The following is a 24,613-nucleotide window of genomic DNA, read 5'->3' on the forward strand; positions in this document are numbered from 1 at the left end:
CTGAGTTAAACTGTGGCAAGATTGCTACTGTAAGTGGTCGCTACTATGCGATGGACCGCGATAATCGTTGGGATCGAGTAGAGTTGGCATACAATGCCATCGTACATGGTCAAGGCGAAACGGCAAGTTCTGCTTGTGAAGCGGTACAACAGTCTTATGATAAAGATGCGGCAGATGAGTTCGTTCTTCCTACAGTCATTGATGCTGAAGGGACTATCAAAGATGGAGATGCAGTTATCTTCTGTAATTTCCGTCCAGACCGGGGCCGTGAACTTACGAAAGCCTTAGTGTTGCCTGACTTTGATGGCTTTAAACGGGAACAACTATCCTTGTATATGGCGACTATGACCAAGTATGAAGATGGTTTGCCAGTTCATATCGTATACGAAAAAGATACCTTATCTGAAACATTAGGCGAAGTACTAAGTGCTGGTGGTTATCGTCAATTGCGCATCGCTGAAACAGAGAAATATGCCCATGTGACGTATTTCTTCAACGGCGGTAAAGAGGAACCATTTGAAGGTGAGGATCGTGTCCTTGTAAAATCTCCTCAAGTGGCTACCTATGATTTACAGCCTGAGATGAGCGCTTATGAAGTGACTGATAAGGTTGTACAAGCTATTCAAGATGAAACGTATGACATGATTATCTTGAACTTTGCAAATCCAGATATGGTTGGTCATACAGGTAGCTTTGAAGCAGCTGTTAAAGCGATTCAAGCGGTTGATACTTGCTTAAGTCGCATTGTAGATGCCATTCGCAGTAAAAATGGTCATCTGTTGATTACCGCAGATCATGGTAATGCAGAGCTCATGGTTAACCATGAAACTGGTAAAGTGCATACGGCGCATACAACGAACCTAGTTCCTTTAATTTTAATGAGCGACACACTTAAAACAGCTACCTTAGAAGCTGGTAAATTATGTGATATTGCTCCTACATTATTAGACTTGGCTGGCATAGAACAACCAAGTGCTATGACAGGTCATAGTTTAGTACATAAAGCATAAAATTAAGGTCTAACTTTCACTATAGTTAGACACAATCGATACATAGTGGTGGAAGGTTTTGAAGACCCCCACATTAGATTTATGAGGTGATAAAATGGCAGTAATTGAACAAGTCATTGCAAGAGAGATTTTAGATTCCCGCGGCAATCCAACCGTTGAAGTTGAAGTATGTTTAGAAGATGGCACTATTGCTACAGCAGCCGTTCCGTCTGGTGCTTCTACTGGTATGTTTGAAGCCGTAGAATTACGAGATGGCGATAAATCCCGTTACCTTGGTAAAGGTGTTTTGAAAGCTATTGACAATGTAAATGCTAAAATCGGTCCTGCACTTATCGGTTATGATGCTACAGAACAAGTGGCTATCGATAACTTGATGTTGAAGTTAGACGGCACAGATAATAAATCTAACCTTGGTGCTACCGCAATCCTTGGTGTATCCATGGCAGTAGCTCGTGCGGCAGCTGAATCTTTGGATTTGCCATTATTTGCATACCTTGGCGGTTTCAACGCAAAAGAGTTGCCAGTTCCTATGATGAACATTTTGAACGGCGGCGCACATGCGGATAACAACGTAGACATTCAAGAATTCATGATCATGCCTGTTGGCGCTGAATCCTTCGCTGAAGCTCTTCGCAGCTGTGCAGAAGTATATCATACATTGAAATCCGTACTTCATAGCAAAGGTCTTAGCACTGCCGTAGGCGATGAAGGTGGTTTTGCTCCTAACTTGGCATCCAACGAAGAAGCATTGGAAGTAATCTGTGAAGCTATTAAAGCAGCTGGTTACGAGCCTGGTAAAGACTTCAAATTAGCTCTTGACTCTGCATCTTCTGAATTCTACGAAGATGGTAAATACAATCTTGCTGGCGAAGGCAAAGTTAAAACAGCTGCTGAAATGGTAGACTTCTATGAGTACCTAGTAGGCAAATACCCAATCGTATCCATCGAAGATGGTCTTGCTGAAGAAGATTGGGAAGGCTGGAAATTGTTAACAGATCGCCTTGGCGACCGCGTACAACTCGTTGGTGACGATTTATTCGTAACTAACACAAAACGTTTGGCACGTGGTATTGAGCTTGGTGTAGGTAACTCCATTCTTGTAAAAGTTAACCAAATCGGTACCCTCACTGAAGCTTTCGACGCTATGGAACTTGCTAAACGCGCTGGTTACACATGCGTAGTATCTCACCGCTCTGGCGAAACAGAAGATACATTCATCGCTGATATTGCTGTAGCTGTAAATGCTGGTCAAATTAAGACTGGTGCACCAGCTCGCTCTGAACGTGTAGCAAAATACAATCAATTGCTTCGCATTGAAGAAATGTTATACGAAACAGCTCAATATAAAGGTAACGACGTTTTTTATAACTTAAAATAAGATACGTTATATCTAATAGTCCAATAAGGGCGCCCTTCGGGGCGCCTTTTTTCAATGTCTAAAATGTAAAAGTTTTCGCTTCGTGGATTTTTAAAAATAAAAGAGGATTTATCAAGGGTGTGTCGAAACCTATAACGCCATACGCTAGTGTGAGGTAAAAACATACCGCAAGGTATTGGAGGTGACCATGTATGTAGACGTGACATTAGACGATATTATTTTGCATGCCTTAGAACATCATGTGAGCGACATTCATTTTGACCCTGTTAAAAGTGGAGTCCATGTTCGACTACGACAAGATGGGGTGCTAGAAAATTACATGACAGTATCTAATGAAGAGGCGGAGCTTATTATTAACCGCATCAAGGTATGTAGTTCATTAGATATTAGTGAAAAAAGATTGCCTCAAGACGGTCGTTGGGCTTGGAGTCATAAAGATAAAGCTGTAACAATGCGCGTGTCTACGTTGCCTAGCTTATATGGAGAGACTTTAGTTTGTCGCCTTATGGGAAATGAAGGGAGTCATAAAGACCTTAAAGCTTTAGGCATGCGAACAGATATTTTTGAACACATAGCACAATTACTAAAACGTCCTTATGGGTTGTTGCTCATCTGTGGACCAACGGGTAGTGGCAAGACGGCGACTCTCTATGCAATGCTACGCATGTTAAATCTAGAGGAAACAAAGCTCATATGTCTCGAAGATCCTGTAGAGGCAGAAATTAAAGGGGCCATCCAAATTGGTATTAACGAGAAGATTGGGTTTACCTTTGCAAAAGGTCTTAGATCTGTACTACGCCAAGATCCCGATACGATTATGATTGGTGAGATTAGGGATAAGGAGACCGCGGAGCTCGCCGTTAAAGCCGCTTTAACGGGACATCGCGTATTGTCTACCATTCATACTAATACTGCTATGGGCGTAGTAACGCGCCTCATGGATATGGGGGTAGAACCATATTTAATAAAAGCTACCTTAATGGGGGCTATTGCACAACGGCTAGTTAGAAAATTCGATGGTACAGCGTATCATGGGCGGACAGCCCTCTTTGAATATTTAGAGATACCTGCTAATTCGGCCCACTGGGACCAATTAGAAACACATTTACTACTATCATTAGAGGATTCTGCTCGTGAGGCCGTATCTAACCATGTTACATCTATAGAGGAGGTGCATCGTTGTGGACTCATGCTGTAACAGTGAAAGTTTAGAAACTATTGTAGAACAAGCTATACACTTATCATCAACAGATATTCATCTACAATGTGGGCAACCTATATATTTGCGACATGGTGATGGATTGAAGGCTACTAATTTTATATGTACAACAAACTTAATCGAAGATATTTTACGACGTTGTGGTATAGCCTCCTATGAATGGCAATCCCTTGATGAAGCATGTTCTTGTTGTGGTGTGCGCATTCGCGTCCATCTATATCGGGCTAATCAAACCATATGTGGGACCTTACGATTACTCTGTCATCAACAACTTTCATTAGATGATAACAGTGAAGGTCAACTGCTACAAAAATTATGTGAGGCCCATGATGGTTTATTGCTAGTTTGTGGACCTACGGGTAGCGGGAAAAGCTTCACCTTAGCTTGTTGTATCGACTATATCAATCAGACAATGGAGCGTCATATCATCACCTTAGAAGATCCTATTGAGTTTGAATTTAAACCTAAAAAGTCTTTAATTCATCAAAGACAATTAGGGGCAGATATCAAGTCTATGTCTGATGGTATTCGAGATGCACTGCGGGAGGACCCAGATGTCATTATGGTAGGGGAACTGCGTGATCGAGAAACCTTAGAGGCTGCACTGCACGCAGCAGAGACGGGGCATCTTGTGATGGCTACTATGCATACACAGCGAGCCGTAATGGCTGTTCATCGCATGATATCTCTTTTCCCAGGAGAGCAACAAGAAGAGGTACGCAGTCAAATATCTCAAGTGTTACGTGCCGTTATATGTCAAAGGCTTCTTAGATGGAATAAGAAGTTCATTACCATTCGTGATATTTTGCTAAATACCCATGCTGTAGCAAATTTAATTCGCACCCGTAAAGAACCTCAAATTATTTCCATTCAAGAAACACAATTACCTATGAAAACACTAGAAATGGCTGTGCGAGATGTGAAGGCACAATATGGTTCTCAACAACAACTACATACGCTATTAGATCAACAATTATCGTAGGTGAAGATATGGAGGCTTATACATATGTCGTAAAAAATGAAAATAATGAAACAGAGAAAGGTTTGATGTGGGGCGATTCAGAACAGGAGATTGCTACGCGGCTAAAACGCGATGGATACAAGATTTATAGAATATCTTTACAAGTAGAAAAGAAGAAACATAAATGGAATCATACTATGGTGGTAGATGTGACCTATCAACTAGGCTTACTCATAGAGTCTGGTGTGCCCTTACGACGAGCACTTCAACTACTCTGTGATGGAAAACGAGGTTTACTATATACGGCCTTGTATGAATCGATTGAGAGAGGCCAAACATTATCACAAGCATTGCGTAGTGAAGGTTGTCCCGCTATAGCTTTGGCACTACTAGAAAGTGGAGAGGCTGCAGGCACCTTAGGGGAAAGCTTACAATATATTTCACGTCACTACGATTGGGAACGACAGCTTCGCCAAAAGGTTATGAGTGCTATTTCTTATCCTATATTTCTTCTGCTCATGATGAACGTATTCTTTCTCGTTACCATCTTGTTTATCATTCCATCCTTTGAAAAGGTTTTTACTACCATGCATATTACATTACCACTGATGACGCGAGCCCTCTTTGCATTAGGACAAGGGTTAAAGGAACATCCTTTGATGGTAATAGGTATACATAGTGTTGTAATAGGATCCTTAGTATTTGCTTATAAGCAACATAGTATGAGATGTAAAGTACATCGTTGGCTTTGGCAGTTGGCTCACCGATACCAATGGAGTACTTGTGTGTACTATACGAGCATGTTGAAAGTGTGGGCACTGTTACTAGATTCTGGTATTTCAATCATTCACACCATGAATATTACTCGTCCTTTATGGGGAAATTTATATGGCACTGAATGTAGTGAGCAAGTAGAGGCAAAACTATTAACTGGCCATTCTTTTGAAGAAAGTTTACGCAATGGCCATATAGGAAATGATTTTATATGGCAAATGGTTTCTATTGGAGAAGAAAGCGGTGAGTTAGTTAAGATGTTAAACCATTGTGGTCACTACTATGAATCTATACTTTCAAAATATATTGCTCGCCTAGAGCGATTATTAGAACCTGTACTGTTAACCGTCATGGGCATTGGTATAGCCGTATTAGTCGTATCTGTTATGTACCCCTTATTTACATCTATTGCCAATCTAGGAGGACAATAGACATCGTTTTACAAGTATTACATAACATTGTATGTCATTAAATAATATAAGAGGAGGATATTATGAGTTCCGTTATACATGTGGTTCATGGATTAAATCAACGATTAGAAATGTGCGGACAATGGATCGTAGATCGATTACATATATGTCGTGTTCAAGAAGGACTTAAGAAGTCGAGAAAAGGTGGTTTTACCCTTGTAGAATTAATGGTTGTTGTTGCAGTCATCGCTATTTTAGCAGCCATTGCTATGCCGCAGTTCTTATCTGCCGCTGATAAAGCACGAACTGCAAAAGAAACAGCAGATATTCAAATCATCAAAAATGCTACTCAGCTGTACATGATCGATAAAAATGTAGATACACCACCAACTGTAGAAAATCTGTATAAGGAAGGTTATCTCACTGAGCATGTTAAAACTTCAAAAGGTAAAGAATATACCATTACCTATGAAGCAGTTAGCGGTGGTACTGCAAAAGCTGTAGTTGTAACAGTACCTACACCTTAATAAATTTATTTAAGCTCATTTATATACTTAGGTAAATATTCATTAGGTACGTTTGATTGTAAAATCACGTTTGAATGTATGGAAGGACAAGGTATGAAAGGGACTAGTTATGTAATAGGACTCATTGTATATATAGTATCTGTAGTATTACCTATTGCATTATCATCGAGGGCAATATCTCTTATTCACATTGCTTTGTATGCTGCGTTTTCACTCATCATCATAGCAGGTGCTACCATCGATATGCATTACTACATATTGCCCGATGAAGGGGCTATAGCCCTTGCAGTAGGTGGCATTATATATAGCTATATAAACGATACATCTATGTTAATAACTCTATTAAGTGTTATGAGCGTAGCAGCTATTACATATGGACTTCGTCTAATTAGTCGTAACGGCTTTGGACTAGGTGATGTGAAATGGTTTTCTGCCATTGCCACATGGCTTACGCCATGGGAGATTGTATGTTTCTTTTACGTAGCCTTTTGTGTTGGTTCTCTCTATCTCTTACTAACGGGCTATCGTAATCGATACATTCCCTTCGGTCCCTTTCTATGCTTTGGCGGTTGGTGTGCCTTGCATGGTGGTCAATATATGGAGGTAATATACCTATGGCTAAGGTACAACCTATAGATGGACAGTTAGGATCATTATTAGCTGAGTGGATGATTACGATGAGTTTATTGTTGCTTCTCATATCGATTGCATTACCCATTGTGACAACACCTAGTCGGTATACCCTAAATGGGAGCACTCAAGAGGTGGTATATATGTTAAAAAAGGTTCAGCTTTGGTCTATGCTGGGTCATAAGTCTAATGGGAAAGGTAGAATGCTCTTCATATTAAATAAAGATAGCTACACTATTGAAGAGGATGCCAATCATCATACGGTTAATATATCATTACCTCCTACTATTGAGAACACAAGGTCTATGACAGTTATTTCCTTTTCGGCTCTTGGTTTACCTTATGATGGAACAGAAATTGTTCTAACAGATCGTGAAAGTGGTGAGAAAAATCGCATATGGGTATCAGTACAGACGGGACGTATCAGATGGGAAGAAGTACACTGAAGGTTTTATGTATGGCGATGCTTTAATCTCGGCAGCTATTATTATGTTTATGTTACCTATTGTATTATCTGTGTTCTGGATGGCGACGCTCACGATATATAAGGCTTATTATTGGGACCATATATTGCAAGATACTATAACGTATGTAGAGGAAGGTAAAGCAGCCTATTATGAAACAGGAACACTTCAAACAGGCGTACATAATTCTCAATTTATTATGAGTCCAAATGGGGCTATTACTTATAAAACATATGTGGCTCCCGTAGTGGTACAGGGGATTTCATTACAACGATTAACGGTAGAAGCAGTAGATAATGAAACTGTTGTCTATTCACTATCTGTTGATCTAGAAGAGCAACCTTAAAGGGTAATCATATAGAGAATAGGCATTGATGAGGTAAAGTTGAAAGCAAATTGTAAAAATAATCATGCAGGCTTTATATTGTACTCTACTCTTATAAGTATGACGATTTCTGTTATCGTCCTTACCTTGCTTTTAGGCATCGTCTTCTATGCAGTTATGTGGGATGCCAAATTACTAGATAGTGCTGCGATGATGGAGGATGGTCGTTATACACGGCGCATGGTTGTTGCTCAAATGATATGGAATCCTGCAAAGGTTACCGTAGAAGATAGGAATATAAGCTTATATATTCATGATACAAAGCGTACAACCTTGACGGTACAAAGACATGCTCTTTACAGAAAACTCACGGATGGCAGCTTACAACCCGTTAGTGGTAGTCGCATCATCGGAACGAGAGACAAGCGTAATGTAGGGTATACGCAGGAATACCCGTTTAGTATGGATCATGATAAAACAGTTCATCTGCGATGGTACATTAATAATCGCTTTACTAAGGATAAGACCTATACTAGCGGCTATGGTGGATTAGCTCTATATGAAGTCGCTATAGGGCAGAGTGCTATTTATGATTGGTATAAAGATAATGAGGAGACAAACCATGAATGGAGCAGCCCATAATGCGGGCTTTATTACCTATATAGCTATACTTACAATGTCCTTATTATTGCTTTTAGCATTTATGGGACTTCGTATTAGCCAAATTTGTGAAAGTAATGCCGTCGATGAACTCTATTTAGAAGAGGCTCATCATGCAGCTCAAAGAGGGGCTCATTGGTTTGTAGGTTATTGTAAAGCCGGAAATACTTGGGACTTTCATCAAAAACTAATCGTGTCAGATGAGGGGGATGTAGAAATAACTATTGAACCGGATCGTTCGACGGATAATCCTCGTCATGTTATGAGTTATGGGAAATTAAAAAATCGGGAAATCGTGAGTCGCGTTCATATGTATGTAACGGTAGATGAAGATAAGCGTATGCACGTGGTAAAAGTAAAACCTTATTGAGGTGAGGCTATGAAACGGAAAAAGAAAATTCATTCTGGTGTTTGTATTACGGATGAGCGTATTGTATGTGTTACTGCTCATATAGAAAATAAAACAATGGTCATTACCGATGCATTAGAGATGAAACGGAGTGGACCTATTGATGAAGACGTTACTAGATTTATCGAAACCTATGATTTAGACGAAGGGGCCTACAGCATTGTGGCTAATATAAATACACAAATGCATGTAGCCCCTTATGATCCTCACGATTTTGATATGCAAGAATTTATTAAGTGGAATGTAGAGGATTACTTTAACTTTGATGGGGATAGTTTCCAAATGGATGCGTGTCGTCGAGAATATCCAAGACATAATTATCATATGTTTATGGTAGCCGTAGATCGCCATTCACTAGAATTATTAAAGCAAGGGATACGAGATACGTATGCGCCAGTAGATGTTATCGACTTTTGGCCTATTCCTATGTGCTACTGTTTGATGCGGCGTAGTGGGACTGTAACAGGTGTCGTTGAAGAAGATGCTATGCATCTATGGTTATGGTGGAATGATATATGTATTGAGGAATCTATCGTTCCTATTACCGGTAGTGATATATCGGAAGCAATGGAGAGATTAGAATCTAGATTACAAGAGTTTGGTATTGATGAAATACAAGGTATACGAATGTATGGTTTAGATACGCTATCTGATGAAGAACGGACTGATATGGAAGAAATTATTTCTACTTATGGTGAAAACGAATATATTCCATTGTTGTTCTTAGGTCGTGGTCGCAATCGTTGCAAAAAGGGCCAGTTAGATTGGGATATGGCCATTGGTATGGCCGCAAGGGGGCTTAAGTGGATTGGCTTGGGATGGTAAAGATACATGTATAAATTTAATGCCTCGTTCTCTGCGATGGCATAGTCTATGGCATACATATCGGTACTATCTGTATGGTATAAGTCTTATATATTTTATGGTAGGCTTAGTGTCTTTATATATGTGTTGGACTAGTTACGGTGTATATGAGCAGCAAAAGGTAGAGTATTTAAATTTACGGGCAAATGATCAGTATCGAGTAGTTGAACAAAAATATAGTGAGTTAATGGCTATTAAACATAAAATTCTTAAGAATACATCTGATAGTAATAAAGTTAATATCTATCAAAATAGTATAGTCCTATATATTCTTGATACGGCTATGGACCAACATATTAGTTTACAGCATCTTGATGTAAAGGATGGGCGTGTAAGCATAGACGGTATCGGTACTAGCGATGAAGGATGTCGTAAATATATAGCTATTTTGCAGCAAAGATTATCGGGAATGGAGTGTCATGGAACAGTTAAAGCAGATAAAGGAGTTTATACATTCCATATGGAGGGATCTAAAAGAGAGCACCACCCAACCGGTCAACAAGATACTAACGACCGTAGCCCTGTGGGGGATAATAATTAGTCTTTCTGTATATGGATATGTGCATTTGAGTCAAAAAGCTAATCACCTACAAGAACAACAAGAGACTTATGTTATACAAATGAATGCGGAGTCGGATTATATCCTATCTAAGGAAGCTAAACTATTAGAAGCTTTCAGAGAAAACAAAAATCTCCATACTAGCCATACAAGTATCTTTGATTCCTTACAAGGAGAACCATTAATGATTGTCAGTACTGATGAGCATGAAGGCATATTAGAATTAACATTATTAGGTAGTACGGAACGACTCATAAACTGGATTAATACTGTTGATGAAAAAGAGCCTTCACGACGTATAGAAATAGAAGATATTGAGCGCAAAGGTAATGTAGTTTACGTACATTGTGCTGTGAAATCAAGGATATAGTCACAGCAGTAAAATAGAGTTTTTTATAGAGACTTTATAGAGACTTTATAGAGACAGATTATAGATATTATATCTATAGTCTGTCTTTGTTTTTGGACCATTTTATAGTACAATGAAGGATATGAAATAATAAGGGGCACATAATAAATGATAATTAAACGCAATATTATGCTCATCGGATCTATGGGAAGTGGTAAAAGTCACTTCGGCCGAAACCTTGCAGAACGTAAAGGTTGGCAATTTGTAGATACCGATCGAGTATTAGAAAGTCGTTTTGGGTTGCCCATTGCTGAAATATTCAAAAAGATAGGGGAAAAAGCATTCCGTCGTGCTGAAATGGATGTACTAAAAAAGGTATGCTTGTATCATGAAGCCGTTATTTCTGTAGGCGGTAATTTCCCCATTGAACATCGCACATTAAAGGTATTGAAAAAATACTCCTATATCATTGGTATCAGAGCAGCACAATTCCGTATAGTGAGTCGTGTTAATCGCCGTATTGGGAAGCGGCCTACCATGGATTATACTAATGTCAATGCCTTTGTACACGCTATGATACAGTCTTGGAAGCCAGTGTATAAACAGTGCGATTTTGTACTGGACACAACAAATGGTCGGACTTATGATTTTATGCAGCGTATTGAGGATGAATTGGTAGCCTCAAATGTGCAATTTAAAGCAAGACGTCAACCCAATGAGACAGATGATATAGATGGCAAAGATTCATCTAGAGACACACAATTTAATAAACGTCGTAAGCAAAAGACGTCTAATCAAGGAAACAAGAACCGAAAGACTGAGACTATATCCAAACAACGTACACCACAAGGGGGTAATGGATATGAGAAGAATCGCAATACTAACAAGCGGCGGAGACGCACCTGGAATGAACGCCGCCATCAGAGCGCTAACTAGAAAAGCCATACATGAAGGCTTTGAAGTATTTGGCATTGAACGAGGTTACTTAGGAATCATAGAGGAAAAAATATTTCCTTTATCTAACCGTGATGTAGGTGGCATTATCACCCAAGGTGGTACGATGCTAAAAACGGCTCGTTTTCCTGAATTTCAACATGAAGAGGTTCAGAGAAAGGCCTATGATATTTTAAAAGCTCATGGCATAGATCACCTCATTGTTATTGGTGGCGATGGTTCCATGCGTGGCGCCACATGTTTAGCAAAACTTGGTATGTCCACTATGACTATCCCTTGTACCATAGATAACGATATGGGTGGGACTCAATATACATTAGGTTTTGACACGGCTTTAAATACTGTAGTTGATGCGGTTGGTCGTATTCGCGATACATCTAACTCACATGAGCGGGTAGCCATAGTAGAGGTAATGGGGCGTAAAGCTGGACATATTGCTCTTAAAGCTGGTTTAGCCTGTGGTGCAGAAATAGTATTAGTTCCTGAAAATCCTATGCCTTTACATGCCGTATGCCGACATTTAAAGGAAACGCAGATTCGAGGTAAAGAATATAGTGTCGTTCTCGTAGCGGAAGGTGCATATAATAGTGGTGAAGTAAAAGCCTTTATTAAGGAACACACGGAGTTTGATCCGAGCTTAACTGTGTTAGGCTATTTACAACGCGGTGGTGGTCCATCTGCATTTGATGCGATTTTAGCGGCCCGTATGAGTGAAGCTTGTCTCAATCTGTTGATGAATGGTGTGGATAATCGATTATTGGGCTATATAGATGGTCATATCCGTCCTATTTCTTATCAAGAGGCAGAACTCTTAGATTTCCCTATTAATGAAAAAGACTACACCCTATTATCCATATTGAGTAGTTAAGCTAGATAATAAATGGCCCGTTAGGGCCATTTTCTATATATGTCATAATTTATTCGTTAATGAAATTATATTGCATAAAAGCAATTGGTGCTGTATAATTTAAAAATACTATATGTGTTGATATAGAATACTATCTCTTTTACATATATCTTCATCTTTATTTAAGGAGATCATAATGAAAGAATTTTTCCAAAAGCATCGTAAACGCATAGTAGCTGGTGCTGTTGCTCTTTGTGTTCTTGGTGGCGGTACGTATTACTACATGGATAGCCAAAATGCTAACCAAACACAAAATTTATATACTACTGGCAAGGTAGAAAAGGGTGATGTAAAAACTAGTATTAGTGCTACTGGTACGATTAACCCTGTAAACTATGTAGACGTATCTACAAACGTTGCTGGTAAACTTGAAAGAGTTTTGGTAAAAGAAAATGATCACGTTACAGAAGGACAAGTTATCGCTTATATTGATACACGACAACTACAGGCCTCTGTTGATGATGCTCGTGCAGCATTAGCTAAGGCCGAGCTTGATATGAATCGCTACAAAGCTTTAGCAGCTCAAAATGCTATTGCTCAACAAACTTATGATGATGCCGTAACATCTTATGAACGTGCGTTATCTACTTTCAATCGTGTATCTGCCGATCTAAGTGATGCTACGATTACAGCACCTATGTCGGGTACTGTTGTCGGTACGCCGTTAAAAGCTGGTCAAACCATCAGTACTGGTATTTCTACGCAAATGATTATTGCCACAATTGCAGACTTAAATAATCTAGAAATTTACCTTACTGTAGACGAAACAGATATTGGTAGCATTAAACAAGGTGCTAAAGTAGAGTTTACTGTAGATTCCAAGCCAGGTGAAACTTTCACAGGTTACGTATCTGAAATTGCAAAAGGTACAAAAGGTAACATGGGCGCTACAAGCAATAGCGTAGTGTACTATACAGTTAAGGTTCAAATCCCTGAAAATATTGCAGGTAATTTCTTACCATCTATGACGGCTCGTGCTACTATCTTTGGTGAAGATATTAAAAATACTTTAGTAGTTCCTCTTACCGCAGTACGTACAGATAAACAAGGTGAATACGTATATGTAATGAAAGATGGTCAACCAGTACGTACCGCTGTTTCTACAGGTGTAACTGGGGATACGAATGTACAAATTCTAAAAGGTTTATCTGAAGGTGATGAAATCATCGTAAGTGGTGATGTTACTGCTCCTAAGAATAATAGCCGTGGACCATTCTAATAGTAGGTGAATATGAATCAATCAGTAATCGATATACAAGGGATTACGAAGACCTATGTAAATGGTAAATTATCGGTGCCTGTATTGCATGGTATCGACTTACAGGTCAATAAAGGCGAATTCGTATCTATCATGGGTCCTTCTGGTTCAGGTAAGTCTACCTTTATGAACATTCTTGGTTGTTTAGATCGACCAACGACGGGTTCTTATCGTCTAAACGGCGATGAGGTAGCTACTTTATCTGATGATGAATTGGCTTTTGTACGAAACAAACAAATAGGCTTTGTATTCCAAAGTTTTAACTTATTAACAAAATTAACGGCTGTAGAAAATGTAGCACTCCCTATGATTTACGCAGGGATGGATAAAAAAACACGCAATGAACGTGCTGCTGCCTTATTAGCATCTGTCGGTCTTGGTGACCGTATGGATCACTTGCCGTCCGAGCTATCTGGTGGTCAGCGTCAACGTGTAGCCATAGCTCGTGCATTGGCAAACAATCCAGCTATCATCATGGCCGATGAACCGACAGGTAATCTTGATTCCAAGTCTACTATCGACGTTATGAACATCTTTAGAGGGCTTTATGATGAGGGCCGTACAATTATCCTCGTTACTCATGAACCAGAGATTGCTACGTATGCAAGTCGCAATGTAGTATTGCGTGATGGTTTAATTGTAGAGGACTCTCAGAATCTTAATATGACACCTGTACAGGAGGTGACTCATGTATAAAGAAAGTTTCTTGATGGCATGGGCGTCCCTCATTGCTAATAAAATGCGTTCCATTTTGACTATGCTAGGTATTATTATCGGCGTAGCTGCTGTAATTGCCTTAGTATCTATTGGTAATGGCGTAAAGCAAGATATTCAAAACTCCATTTCTAGCTTAGGTTCCAATCTATTGATGGTTATGCCAGGTGCGCCACGTACTCCAGGGGTACGACCATCGGCAGGCTCCATGAAATCCTTAAAGGTAGCTGACTACGAAGCTATTGCAAAACTAGATGGCGTTAAAGCTGCCAGTCCAATGACAAACGGTGCATATGTAGTCATTTATCAAAATAAAAACTGGACTACCTCAGTATCTGGTGTTAATGCTAATTATTTAGATGTTAATAACTGGTCCATGAAATCGGGGCGCTTCTTATCGGATAAGAATATCCAAAACCGTGAGCGCGTTGCTGTAGTTGGTAAAACGGTAGTTAAGAATCTATTTGGTGATGAAAATCCAGTAGGTGCTGAAATCCGTGTGAAAAATATTCCATTCCGAATTATTGGTGTTCTCAATAGTAAAGGTAGTGGTGCCATGGGTAATGACCAAGATGATATGGTTATTATTCCTTATACAACTGCTATGGAACGGGTAGACGGCATTGATTATCTACGAATGATATATGTCGTAGGTAAGGATGAAAATGGTATCGATCGCTTACAGTCCGATATTGAAAACTTATTGCGTGTAAGACATGGTATTAAAGATACAAATCTTGATGACTTTAACATTCAAAATATGAACTCCATCATGGAAACTATGGAGGAAACAACGGGGACATTGACCTTGTTCCTTGGTGCTGTAGCAGCTATTTCCCTCGTAGTTGGTGGTATTGGTATTATGAATATCATGCTCGTATCCGTTACAGAACGGACTCGGGAGATTGGTGTTCGTAAAGCCTTAGGTGCAACTTATAATGTCATTGTTACACAGTTCCTTATCGAAGCTGTAGTAATCAGTTTGATGGGTGGTATCATTGGTATTATTCTCGGCGTTGGGTCATCCAAATTAATTGGTATGGCCTCGGGCATGAGTACGGTCATTTCCATTCCAACCATCGTTATGTCCTTTGCTTTCTCCATGGCAATCGGTTTGGTATTTGGTATTTATCCAGCTCGTAAAGCGGCTAAACTGAACCCAATCGATGCATTGCATTACGAATAGTTTTGGATTTGTGAAAGTATTTTCAAAAGAACATACTAGATAATTAGATAGAGTTGTTCGCATATGGTGCGTTGCATGATACAATATGTATGATGTAACGCACCATTTTTATATATTTGTATTGAATTCTTGATATATAACTATAGAGATTTTCATACAGGTATTGTATAGACTTAGTATTTAGATCAGTTAATCTATGGGTGTGTATATAGAATGGAGAACCATATGGCTACAACATTGTTAGAATATTTCAACGAATTACGCGATCAAAATCCATTTTCTTGGGTGAAAGATTCCGAGGTTACTGCAGTTGAAGCAGGTCATGCAGAAATGACATTGCAAACAAATGAAACAGAATATTGCAACTTTAGAGGACATTTGCATGGTGCAGTGTGCATTGGCTTTGCGGATAGTGTAATGGGCTCTGCTTGTTTTACATTAGGCAAGTCTGTAAGTACCATCGACATTAGTGGTAACTATGTACAATCCGTTAAGGGTGGCACTTTATTGCGCGGCGTTGCGAATGTAGAGCATAATGGCAAAACGACTATGGTCGCAACTGCACGCATTTATAATGAACTAGGTGAGCTTGTTCACTTAGCAAGAGGCACATTCTTTGTATTAGAAGAGAAGCCATTACCTGATTTACCATGGCGTTTTATTGAAGAAGATAACCCTGATTTGGTATAATATAGTTTAGACTTTTAACTATAGGAGGATGCTTGAATGGAACAAGAATTACAACGTATTAAGGCAGAAGCCCTTGATGCTATCAAAGGCGCTGCTGATCAACAAGCGTTGCAAGATATACGTGTTAAATATTTAGGTAAAAAAGGTGAGGTAACGGCTTTATTAAAAGGTCTTGGTAAATTATCTCCAGAAGAACGTCCTAAGGCTGGTGCTCTCGTTAATGCTGTTCGTGAAGCATTAGAGGCTGAAATTGATGCTGTAAAAACTCGCATGGAAACGGCAGAGTTAAATGCTCGTTTAGAACAAGAGCGCATCGATATTACATTGCCTGGTCGTGCGCCAAAAACTGGCCATATTCATCCATTGACAAAGGTTAATGAAATGATTGAAGACTTCTTTATGAAAATGGGTTATACCGTTGAAGAAGGTCCAGAAGTAGAGCAAGATTACTATAACTTCGAGTGCTTAAACTTGCCTAAAGATCATCCAGCACGCGATATGCAAGATTCCTTCTATATTACAGAAAACTTCTTGTTACGTACCCATACATCTCCAGTACAGGCTCGTACTATGCAACGCCATGAGCCTAACAGCCCAATTCGTATGATTGCGCCTGGTAAGGTTTATCGTTGGGACTATGATGCGACACATTCCCCAGTATTCCATCAAGTGGAAGGTCTCATCATCGACGAGCACATTACATTTGCCGACTTAAAAGGTACATTAGAGTCCTTCTTGCGTCACATGTATGGTGATGAAACAAAGGTACGCTTCCGTACGAGCTTCTTCCCATTCACAGAACCATCTGCAGAGGTAGATATTTCTTGTGTAATGTGTGGTGGCGATGGTTGTCGTGTATGTTCTCATACAGGTTGGCTTGAAATCTTAGGTTGCGGTATGGTTCATCCTGACGTATTGCGCATTAATGGGTACGATCCTGAAAAGGTTAAAGGCTTTGCCTTTGGCATGGGCGTAGAACGTATTGCTATGCTTTTATACGGCATTAACGATTTACGTCTATTCTTTGAAGATGATGTACGATTCTTGGAACAATTTTAGGAGGAACTCATGAAAGCAAGTTTACAGTGGATGAACGAATACGTGCCTGTGGATATGAATCGTCCTGCTCAAGAATTGGCCGATGAATTAACACAAGCTGGTATTCCTGTAGAAGATGTCATTCCTATGGATAATGGCATTAAGAAAATTTATACTGGTAAAATTGTAGAAATTACAAAACATCCAGATGCAGATAAATTACAAGTATGCCAAGTAGAATGTCTTACTGAAGAAGGTGAGCCTGTTACTAAGCAAATCGTAACGGCAGCTACTAATGTTGCAGTAGGTCAAATTGTGCCTGTAGCGTACCATAAATCTCGCTTAGCGGATGGCACAGAAATTAAAAAAGGTAAATTGCGCGGTGTAGCTTCTGAAGGTATGTTCTGCTCCGTAGCAGAATTCGGTATCTCTAGTGACTTAGTGTTACCAGAGGAAGCGCAAGGCATTTATATTTTCCCTGAAAATACACCAATTGGTCTTGATGTAAAAGACGTATTGGGCATGAACGATACAGTATATGAATTCGAGCTCACTGCGAACCGTGCAGACTGCTTCTCCATGGTTGGTTTATCTCGCGAATTTGGTATTATGACAAACCAAAAAGCTTTATTCCCAGTTATCATGGTTAATGAAAATGGAGAGTCTATTGAAGGCAAAGCAGCTGTAGAAATTGAGGCAGATGATCTTTGTACTCGCTTCACTGCTCGCGTAGTAACTGATGTTAAGGTTGAACCATCTCCATTGTGGATGCAAAACCGTTTGCGCAACAGTGGCATTCGTCCTATCAATAATGTAGTAGACGTTACTAACTATGTTATGTTAGAGCTAGGACAACCTATGCATGCATATGACTATGACCATGTAAAAGGTCATAAATTAGTGGCAAGACGCGCCAAAAATGGCGAAGTGCTAGTAACACTTGATGGTTCTGAACGGGAATTAAATGATTCCATGCTGATCATTGCCGATGCAGAGCGTCCTGTAGGCGTAGCAGGTATCATGGGTGGATTCGATAGCGAAGTAACAAATGAAACGACTACAGTTCTCTTCGAAGCTGCCGTATTCAACGGTCCATCCATTCGCCGTACTGCAAAAGCTCTTGGCATGCGTTCTGAAGCATCTGGTCGTTTTGAACGTGGTGTAAACCATAAATACACTGCTTACGCTATCGACAGAGCAGCTCAATTATTACAACAAATTTGTCCTAGCTGTAAAGTCGATGTAGGCGTTATCGATGTATATAAAAATCCTGTAGAGCAACATACAGTAATTTTCACAGCGGAACAAATCAACGATTACTTGGGTACTAATATTGAAAAAGACGAAATGGTTCGTATTTTGACTGCCCTTGAATTCGTTGTAACAGAAGAAGGGAATACATTATCTGCCCTCGTTCCAACGTGGCGCGGTGACGTAACAGTGATGCCTGATATCGCTGAAGAAGTGGCTCGTATCTATAACTACGATAATATTGCGCCTACAATTCCGGTAGCCGTATTATCCTCTGGTGGTATGACACCTAAAAAAGCTCTTACTAAAGAGGTAACTCATGCATTGGCTAAATTGGGTATGACTCAAATCATTACCTTTAGCTTTATGCATAAAGATGGCCTTACAAATATGATGCTTCCTGAAGGGGATAGCCGTTATACTGCCATTCCAATCTTGAATCCTATTTCCGAAGAATTCCCTTATATGCGTACTACATTGGTGCCAGCTGTTATCGATGCAGCGAAACGCAATATTGCGCAACAAAATAAGGATCTTTGGTTATTTGAAACAGCAAACGTATATGAACCAAAAGCATTGCCTTTAACAGAGGTACCTCATGAGCGCCCTATGGCTTGCGGTATCTTGATGGGCAAGGTAAATCAAGCAGCTTGGAATCAACCTGAACGCACAACTGACTTCTATGATGTAAAAGGTATTGTAGATGCGTTGTTGTCTGAACTTGGTGTTACAGGCTACGAAATCAATCGTGGTACTGAACCATACTTCCATCCAGGAGTAAGTGCTAAATACGTAGTAGATGGCAAAATGATTGCTCAATACGGTGAATTACATCCACAAGTGAGCAAAAACTTTGACTTGTCTGGCAAAGTATATATGTTTGAAATCGATTTGGAAGCAGTGTTATCCTTAACGATTCCAGCGTTCCGCTATACATCTTTCAGTAAATTCCCAGGTACTAGTCGTGACCTTGCCATTGTTGCACCAGTGTCCGTATCTAGTGGTGAAATTTTATCTATCATCAAAGAGCATGGTGGTGAATATTTAGAAAATGCATCTATCTTCGACGTTTACGAAGGTGAACATATCGAAGCAGGTTACCGCAGTCTTGCGTACAACTTACAATTCCGCTCTATGGAGGGTACGTTGAACGATGAAGACATTGACGGTAATATTCAAGCTATTATCGATGCATTAGTAGAAATTAACTGCAGATTACGTTAATCTCAAGCAGTATATTGAAAGGGTTTACCGTATGGTAAACCCTTTTAGTACTATAGTTATACCTTTAGTTAGGTAGAAAGGATTGTCCATGGAATTATTGGCTCCTGCCGGTACGATGGAAAACTTTATAGCCGCCTTAGAATCTGGGGCGGACGCGATTTACCTCGGTGGCAAAGGCTTTAATGCTCGTGCTCATGCAGCAAACTTTGGCATTGAAGAATTGGCTGAGGCTATTCGATTGGCCCATATTCTAGATGTGTCTGTATATGTAACCGTAAATATCCTCATAGGTGATTCTGAGCTAACGGCTCTCGAGGCCTATTTAAAGGACTTAGAACGCATTGGTGTGGATGCTATCATCGTTCAAGATTTAGCGGTTGCTAAATTGGCGCAACGAGTGGCTCCTAAACTACATTTACACGGCAGTACACAAATGACGGCGGCTACACTTGATGCTGTTCGTTTTTATGAAAGCCTCGGTTTTACACGCGTTGTATTAGCCCGTGAATTGAGCCTTCGTGAAATTGAACATATTTGTAAGAACTGTGCAGCTGAAATTGAAGTCTTTGTACACGGTGCCTTATGCGTATGCTATTCTGGTCAATGCTTAATGAGTTCCTTCATCGGTGGTCGTAGCGGCAACCGAGGTGCTTGTGCACAACCTTGTCGCTTGCCTTATGAATTATTAGACTCCTCTGGTACTAGCTTATTACCTAAACACGAAGCTTATTTATTGAGCCCCAAGGATCTTAACTATAGTGAGCATATGAATGAACTTGTGGCGGCCGGTGTTACGTCCTTTAAGGTAGAAGGCCGTATGAAAAAGGTTTCCTATGTACGCCAAGTTATTGGGACCTATCGCCATATTTTAGATACGGCTCATATGGATGCTTCTGATGCGAAGGCATTGGCTGCAGGCTTTAACCGTGGCTTCTCTACAGATTACTTAACAGATCATGTAGGGAAATCTATGATGACCGTGGTGGCCCCAAATAATCAGGGGAAACCAATTGGTAAGGCAGAGGTTAAAAAAGGACAAGTTCATTTATACTTAACGGAACCGATTGAAAAGGGATCACTTTTAAAGGTTATGCAAGCCTCTGGTAGCATTACTTACTATCAGATTGATCAAAACTGGTCTGTAGTTGATGAGAAACATTTTGTTGGTAAGCCAGATGAAGGCTTTGCGGCAGGACAAGTATTCCTTGCATCACCACCTAAAGCTCAAAAGCAGAGAGGTTTACAAGATTTTAGTGCTAAATTAGAGGTCCATGGATATCTATCTATTAATACAGACCAAGAAAAGCCTTGTACAGAGCTTACCTTTGTCTTAAATGATGGTCGTACTGTAACGGTATTTAATGAATTTGAACCTGTTTATGCTAACAATAAACCGACTACCTTAGAAAAGGTTACAGACCAAGTAGGTAGATTAGGCAATACATTGTTTACATTAGGCTCTATGTCTATTCCTGAGGGGCCTTATATGTGGCCAGCTAGTGTGTTAAATGCATTGCGTCGCGATGCTGTAGAGGCACTAGAAAACTTGTTGATTACAGACCATGAAAGGGTTTGGGCTGAACTGGCTGCAGAGCCTCAAGATATGTCATCTATGGTGGCTAAGGCTAATATTCAATATTCTGAGCCTATGGTAAGTGCTCGCGTTGATGAGCTAGAGGCAGTGAAAGCAGCTATTGAAGGAGGCGCTAAGAAGATTATCTTCGGCGGTGACCGTTTACAACGTAAGCCTTATGAACTTAGCATCTACGAGCAGGTAGCCAAGCTCTGTAAAGACAATAATGTGCTTTGCGTATTTGCTACGCCTCGCGTCGTGAAAGACGATGAAGTTGAAGCGTATATGAATACCCTTAGGGCTATAGTTGAGGCTAAACCAGATAGCATTTCTATTCACGTGCCACAAGCGTTATTATGGCTTCGTGATTTAGGGTATACAGGTGCTATTGAGGCTGATACAGGTCTTAATATATTTAATGGCTCTGCACTGCAAGTATGGGAAGACTTTAATATGAGTAGTGTAGCACCGTCGTTAGAGTTAACATTGGCGCAACTAGTAAGCTTACAAAAATCTACTCATTTGCCATTAGAGGTCATGGTTCATGGTTACACGGAAATGATGATTTCTGAATACTGTGCCATCGCAAGCTTTGTGGGTACTGGCAAAAAGGAAAACTGTCCTATGCCATGTGTAAGCGAGGACTATGCATTGAAGGACCGTAAAGGGGAAGTGTTCCCACTTCGCACTGATCCGTATTGCCGCATGCACATCATGAATAGTCATGAAATGGATATGCGTGCCTACGTACCAGAGTTACATCGAAAAGGGCTATATATTTTGCGCATCGATGGTCGACATATGGATCCACATCGGTTGCGTACAATCGTAGCAGATTATGTATCCATTCAAAATGGAACAAAAAAGGCTCCGCCTAAGAGTGTAGGTAAAGATGATACACCTATTACAAGGGGCCACTATTTTAGAGGTATTTTATAAAAGAGGTAGTACATTGTTTAACGAAGATGTATTAGACTTTCACCATATAAAAGAACAATTACAACAACACTGTAGTTCTACCATTGCTAAAGAGTTAGCTATGCATATTGAACCAATGACGGATGCTAAAGCTATTCAAGAGAATCTTGATGAAACAGCAGAAGCCATGCGTTCTTTGCAAACTGAGGTAGAACAACCGTTAGGGGGGACGCGAGATATTCGTGAGTCCTGTAAAAAGAGTCGCAAAGACTTTGTTCTAACTCGTGAAGCACTATGGGATATTTATTTAACCATTGGTGCCTATAAGCGCATGACAAAGTTCTTTAGAACGAAATATATGGAATATCCGTTGTTATCCTTATGGGTACAGGATATGCCGAATACGGATCGCATTGAAAACCGTTTTAAACGTGTCTTTGATGATAAAGGGGAATTGCTAGATACGGCATCTCCTAAGTTGGCGAGCCTTAGAAATACGATTATTAAAACTCGTGAAAAGATTAAAAATGATATTCAAGCTATCTTGCACGACAAGGATAATCAAAAGTATTTCCAAGAAACGATCATTACGCAGCGTAACAATCGCTATGTAATCCCTGTAAAACAGGAGTATCGCCAATATTTTGACGGTCTTATTCACGACCGTTCTGCAACGGGTCAAACACTCTATATTGAACCAATGCGTTTGGTGAATCTAAATAATGAATTACAAGAGGCTTTGATTGGTGAAGAGCAAGAGGTATTGCGTATTTACCGTGAATTATCTGCCCTTGTAAAACAACATAGTAATGATTTGATGGATGCTTGTGAAAAGGTATCCCACATTGAATTTGTATATGGTAAGGCGAGTCTTGCTATATCCTATAAGGGTGTACCAGCCATCTTGAGCACTGATAGAACAGTTAATCTCATGCGTGCTCGTCATCCATTAATTCCACCGAATGTAGTAGTGCCTACCAACATTTTATTAGGCACATCATATCGCATTCTCTTGATAACTGGTTCTAATACAGGTGGTAAAACAGTATCCCTTAAAACATTGGGGTTATTGAGTTTAATGAACCAATGTGGTCTATTTATCCCTGCTGATCACGGTTCTATGTTGCCAGTATTCCATAATATCTTTGCGGACATTGGTGATGAACAAAGTATTGAGGCTAGCCTTAGTACGTTCTCCGCTCATATGACACAAGTTATTTCCATCATTAAACATTGTGGTCCTAATGACGTGGTATTACTCGATGAGCTTGGTTCTGGTACAGATCCAGAGGAAGGTAGTGCATTAGCGGTATCTATCCTTGAATTCTTCCGTAAAAAAGGTGCTCTCATGATGGTAAGTACCCATTATAATGAGCTTAAAAATTACGCGTACCATACGGAAGGCATTGAAAATGGCCACGTTGAGTTTGATGAGCGCACCTTAAAACCTACGTATCGATTACATATCGGCGTAGCCGGTAGTAGCCATGCGTTGAGCATTGCTGCTCGTCTAGGCTTACCAAAAGATATCGTAACTCGCGCAGCAGAATATAAATCTCAATTTGGTAACCATGAGATGGAAGAGGTTCTTTCAGATTTGAATGAACAACTTCGTAAAGCATCTGAACGGGAAAGAGCGTTAAAGAAAGAGCTTGATGAAACACGTCGTATGCGCGGCCAATTAGAGAAGGAAAAGAAACAGTTTAACGAAAAACGTAAACAAATCTTAGCCAAAGCTCAAGCTGATGCAGAAGCTATGAAGCGTAGTTTACGCGTCGAAGGGGAAGCGATTATCAAGCAATTGAAAGCGCAATTCTCTGAAACAAATAAGGATAAACGTCAGTCCGCCATCAATGCAGCTCGTAAAGGCATCTCTAATGTTCATGTACCAGATGCACCGGTCGATGATGATCGCAAGACCTTAACTGCTGATGAAATTAAGGTAGGTCAAGTTGTATTCGTAACGACTTTGCGTTCTTTAGGCACTGTATTATCTATGAAAGGTAATCGTGTAAATGTAGATATTAATGGCTTAACTGCTACAGTTAAGGTTAATGAATTGCAATCTACAACTCGTGAAGAGGGCAATAAACTAGAACGTGAACAAAAAGCGGCTATGCCTAAAACACGAAAACGTATGGGTGGTTCCGCCGTACAACGCCAAAAAGAGGTTCGTACAGAAATCAATATCCTTGGTCAAACTGTAGATGAAGCGACAGTTTCTGTCAGTCGATTTATCGATCAAGCCTTGCTTGGTGGTGTAAACCAAGTGCGTATTATCCACGGTAAGGGTACAGGTGCATTGCGTGAAGGTGTTCACCAATATTTACGTACCTTGCCTCATGTAGCACACTTTGAAAC

At 40.0% G+C, this 24,613-nt stretch carries 24 protein-coding genes; all 24 read left to right on the plus strand.

Annotated features, from left to right (window positions below; translation table 11 throughout):
• Positions 1-1,010: 2,3-bisphosphoglycerate-independent phosphoglycerate mutase (gene gpmI / locus Q0F90_RS00850; protein WP_296002237.1), on the plus strand; the 1,010-nt coding region annotated here is incomplete at its 5' end.
• Between the two features lie 94 nt (positions 1,011-1,104).
• Positions 1,105-2,388, plus strand: a complete 1,284-nt coding sequence (eno, locus tag Q0F90_RS00855; protein WP_296002240.1) for a phosphopyruvate hydratase — start codon at positions 1,105-1,107, stop codon at positions 2,386-2,388.
• Positions 2,389-2,575: 187 nt separating this feature from the next.
• Positions 2,576-3,586, plus strand: a complete 1,011-nt coding sequence (locus tag Q0F90_RS00860) for a GspE/PulE family protein (RefSeq protein ID WP_296002243.1) — start codon at positions 2,576-2,578, stop codon at positions 3,584-3,586.
• Positions 3,570-4,589 (plus strand): type IV pilus twitching motility protein PilT, encoded by a 1,020-nt coding sequence (locus Q0F90_RS00865; RefSeq protein WP_296002247.1) that lies wholly within the window; start codon positions 3,570-3,572, stop codon positions 4,587-4,589. The genes Q0F90_RS00860 and Q0F90_RS00865 overlap by 17 nt, the downstream gene beginning before the upstream one ends.
• Before the next feature lie 8 nt (positions 4,590-4,597).
• Positions 4,598-5,773, plus strand: a complete 1,176-nt coding sequence (locus Q0F90_RS00870; protein ID WP_296002250.1) for a type II secretion system F family protein — start codon at positions 4,598-4,600, stop codon at positions 5,771-5,773.
• 62 nt (positions 5,774-5,835) lie between these two features.
• Positions 5,836-6,279 (plus strand): competence type IV pilus major pilin ComGC, encoded by a 444-nt coding sequence (locus tag Q0F90_RS00875; protein WP_296002253.1) that lies wholly within the window; start codon positions 5,836-5,838, stop codon positions 6,277-6,279.
• A 93-nt stretch (positions 6,280-6,372) separates the two neighbouring features.
• Positions 6,373-6,915 (plus strand): A24 family peptidase, encoded by a 543-nt coding sequence (locus tag Q0F90_RS00880; protein WP_296002256.1) that lies wholly within the window; start codon positions 6,373-6,375, stop codon positions 6,913-6,915.
• Complete coding sequence (locus tag Q0F90_RS00885) at positions 6,894-7,355, plus strand: hypothetical protein (protein ID WP_296002259.1); 462 nt, start codon at positions 6,894-6,896, stop codon at positions 7,353-7,355. Before Q0F90_RS00880 ends, Q0F90_RS00885 begins: the two co-directional genes overlap by 22 nt.
• A 7-nt stretch (positions 7,356-7,362) precedes the next feature.
• Positions 7,363-7,719: a hypothetical protein gene (locus tag Q0F90_RS00890; protein WP_296002262.1), complete on the plus strand. Its 357-nt coding sequence runs from the start codon at positions 7,363-7,365 to the stop codon at positions 7,717-7,719.
• Between the two features lie 99 nt (positions 7,720-7,818).
• The gene (locus Q0F90_RS00895) at positions 7,819-8,340 is read left to right on the plus strand and encodes a hypothetical protein (RefSeq protein WP_367113386.1); all 522 of its coding nucleotides are present in this window, start codon (positions 7,819-7,821) and stop codon (positions 8,338-8,340) included.
• Positions 8,321-8,728, plus strand: a complete 408-nt coding sequence (locus Q0F90_RS00900; protein WP_296002268.1) for a hypothetical protein — start codon at positions 8,321-8,323, stop codon at positions 8,726-8,728. Before Q0F90_RS00895 ends, Q0F90_RS00900 begins: the two co-directional genes overlap by 20 nt.
• A gap of 9 nt (positions 8,729-8,737) precedes the next feature.
• Positions 8,738-9,592 carry a hypothetical protein gene (locus tag Q0F90_RS00905; protein WP_296002270.1) on the plus strand — a complete coding sequence of 285 codons (855 nt, stop codon included), beginning with the start codon at positions 8,738-8,740 and terminating at the stop codon, positions 9,590-9,592.
• Positions 9,576-10,172, plus strand: coding sequence for a fimbrial assembly protein (locus Q0F90_RS00910; protein ID WP_296002273.1), 597 nt, complete (start codon positions 9,576-9,578; stop codon positions 10,170-10,172). Before Q0F90_RS00905 ends, Q0F90_RS00910 begins: the two co-directional genes overlap by 17 nt.
• Positions 10,173-10,251: 79 nt before the next feature.
• Positions 10,252-10,560 (plus strand): hypothetical protein, encoded by a 309-nt coding sequence (locus tag Q0F90_RS00915; protein WP_296002275.1) that lies wholly within the window; start codon positions 10,252-10,254, stop codon positions 10,558-10,560.
• Positions 10,561-10,707: 147 nt separating this feature from the next.
• Positions 10,708-11,475, plus strand: a complete 768-nt coding sequence (locus Q0F90_RS00920; protein WP_296002278.1) for a shikimate kinase — start codon at positions 10,708-10,710, stop codon at positions 11,473-11,475.
• A complete protein-coding gene (locus Q0F90_RS00925) occupies positions 11,447-12,361 on the plus strand; it encodes an ATP-dependent 6-phosphofructokinase (RefSeq protein ID WP_296002302.1) in 915 nt (304 codons plus the stop codon). The genes Q0F90_RS00920 and Q0F90_RS00925 overlap by 29 nt, the downstream gene beginning before the upstream one ends.
• Positions 12,362-12,536: 175 nt before the next feature.
• Positions 12,537-13,619: an efflux RND transporter periplasmic adaptor subunit gene (locus Q0F90_RS00930; RefSeq protein WP_296002280.1), complete on the plus strand. Its 1,083-nt coding sequence runs from the start codon at positions 12,537-12,539 to the stop codon at positions 13,617-13,619.
• A 12-nt stretch (positions 13,620-13,631) separates the two neighbouring features.
• Positions 13,632-14,354, plus strand: a complete 723-nt coding sequence (locus Q0F90_RS00935; protein ID WP_295783568.1) for an ABC transporter ATP-binding protein — start codon at positions 13,632-13,634, stop codon at positions 14,352-14,354.
• Positions 14,347-15,558 (plus strand): ABC transporter permease, encoded by a 1,212-nt coding sequence (locus tag Q0F90_RS00940; protein WP_296002285.1) that lies wholly within the window; start codon positions 14,347-14,349, stop codon positions 15,556-15,558. Before Q0F90_RS00935 ends, Q0F90_RS00940 begins: the two co-directional genes overlap by 8 nt.
• A 225-nt stretch (positions 15,559-15,783) precedes the next feature.
• Complete coding sequence (locus Q0F90_RS00945) at positions 15,784-16,248, plus strand: PaaI family thioesterase (RefSeq protein WP_296002287.1); 465 nt, start codon at positions 15,784-15,786, stop codon at positions 16,246-16,248.
• Positions 16,249-16,284: 36 nt separating this feature from the next.
• Positions 16,285-17,307: a phenylalanine--tRNA ligase subunit alpha gene (gene pheS / locus Q0F90_RS00950; RefSeq protein WP_287525633.1), complete on the plus strand. Its 1,023-nt coding sequence runs from the start codon at positions 16,285-16,287 to the stop codon at positions 17,305-17,307.
• Positions 17,308-17,316: 9 nt separating this feature from the next.
• Complete coding sequence (gene pheT, locus Q0F90_RS00955) at positions 17,317-19,761, plus strand: phenylalanine--tRNA ligase subunit beta (RefSeq protein ID WP_296002294.1); 2,445 nt, start codon at positions 17,317-17,319, stop codon at positions 19,759-19,761.
• 88 nt (positions 19,762-19,849) lie between these two features.
• The gene (locus tag Q0F90_RS00960) at positions 19,850-22,273 is read left to right on the plus strand and encodes a DUF3656 domain-containing protein (RefSeq protein ID WP_296002297.1); all 2,424 of its coding nucleotides are present in this window, start codon (positions 19,850-19,852) and stop codon (positions 22,271-22,273) included.
• Positions 22,274-22,286: 13 nt separating this feature from the next.
• Positions 22,287-24,613, plus strand: a 2,327-nt coding sequence (locus tag Q0F90_RS00965) for an endonuclease MutS2 (protein ID WP_296002299.1), incomplete at its 3' end; no start/stop codon positions are given.

Origin of the sequence: uncultured Veillonella sp., assembly GCF_934190855.1 — a bacterium.
GTDB lineage: Bacteria > Bacillota > Negativicutes > Veillonellales > Veillonellaceae > Veillonella.

Excerpts from the sequence above, each read along its gene's own strand:
- Q0F90_RS00925 (WP_296002302.1), top strand. The coding sequence starts at position 11,447 with ATGAACGCCGCCATCAGAGCGCTAACTAGAAAAGCCATACATGAAGGC.
- Q0F90_RS00860 (WP_296002243.1), top strand. The coding sequence starts at position 2,576 with ATGTATGTAGACGTGACATTAGACGATATTATTTTGCATGCCTTAGAA.
- pheS (WP_287525633.1), top strand. The coding sequence starts at position 16,285 with ATGGAACAAGAATTACAACGTATTAAGGCAGAAGCCCTTGATGCTATC.
- Q0F90_RS00885 (WP_296002259.1), top strand. The coding sequence starts at position 6,894 with ATGGCTAAGGTACAACCTATAGATGGACAGTTAGGATCATTATTAGCT.
- Q0F90_RS00935 (WP_295783568.1), top strand. The coding sequence starts at position 13,632 with ATGAATCAATCAGTAATCGATATACAAGGGATTACGAAGACCTATGTA.
- Q0F90_RS00940 (WP_296002285.1), top strand. The coding sequence starts at position 14,347 with ATGTATAAAGAAAGTTTCTTGATGGCATGGGCGTCCCTCATTGCTAAT.
- Q0F90_RS00900 (WP_296002268.1), top strand. The coding sequence starts at position 8,321 with ATGAATGGAGCAGCCCATAATGCGGGCTTTATTACCTATATAGCTATA.
- Q0F90_RS00930 (WP_296002280.1), top strand. The coding sequence starts at position 12,537 with ATGAAAGAATTTTTCCAAAAGCATCGTAAACGCATAGTAGCTGGTGCT.
- Q0F90_RS00905 (WP_296002270.1), top strand. The coding sequence starts at position 8,738 with ATGAAACGGAAAAAGAAAATTCATTCTGGTGTTTGTATTACGGATGAG.
- Q0F90_RS00890 (WP_296002262.1), top strand. The coding sequence starts at position 7,363 with ATGTATGGCGATGCTTTAATCTCGGCAGCTATTATTATGTTTATGTTA.
- pheT (WP_296002294.1), top strand. The coding sequence starts at position 17,317 with ATGAAAGCAAGTTTACAGTGGATGAACGAATACGTGCCTGTGGATATG.
- Q0F90_RS00880 (WP_296002256.1), top strand. The coding sequence starts at position 6,373 with ATGAAAGGGACTAGTTATGTAATAGGACTCATTGTATATATAGTATCT.
- Q0F90_RS00870 (WP_296002250.1), top strand. The coding sequence starts at position 4,598 with ATGGAGGCTTATACATATGTCGTAAAAAATGAAAATAATGAAACAGAG.
- Q0F90_RS00875 (WP_296002253.1), top strand. The coding sequence starts at position 5,836 with ATGAGTTCCGTTATACATGTGGTTCATGGATTAAATCAACGATTAGAA.
- Q0F90_RS00960 (WP_296002297.1), top strand. The coding sequence starts at position 19,850 with ATGGAATTATTGGCTCCTGCCGGTACGATGGAAAACTTTATAGCCGCC.
- Q0F90_RS00945 (WP_296002287.1), top strand. The coding sequence starts at position 15,784 with ATGGCTACAACATTGTTAGAATATTTCAACGAATTACGCGATCAAAAT.
- eno (WP_296002240.1), top strand. The coding sequence starts at position 1,105 with ATGGCAGTAATTGAACAAGTCATTGCAAGAGAGATTTTAGATTCCCGC.
- Q0F90_RS00920 (WP_296002278.1), top strand. The coding sequence starts at position 10,708 with ATGATAATTAAACGCAATATTATGCTCATCGGATCTATGGGAAGTGGT.
- Q0F90_RS00915 (WP_296002275.1), top strand. The coding sequence starts at position 10,252 with ATGAATGCGGAGTCGGATTATATCCTATCTAAGGAAGCTAAACTATTA.
- Q0F90_RS00895 (WP_367113386.1), top strand. The coding sequence starts at position 7,819 with ATGACGATTTCTGTTATCGTCCTTACCTTGCTTTTAGGCATCGTCTTC.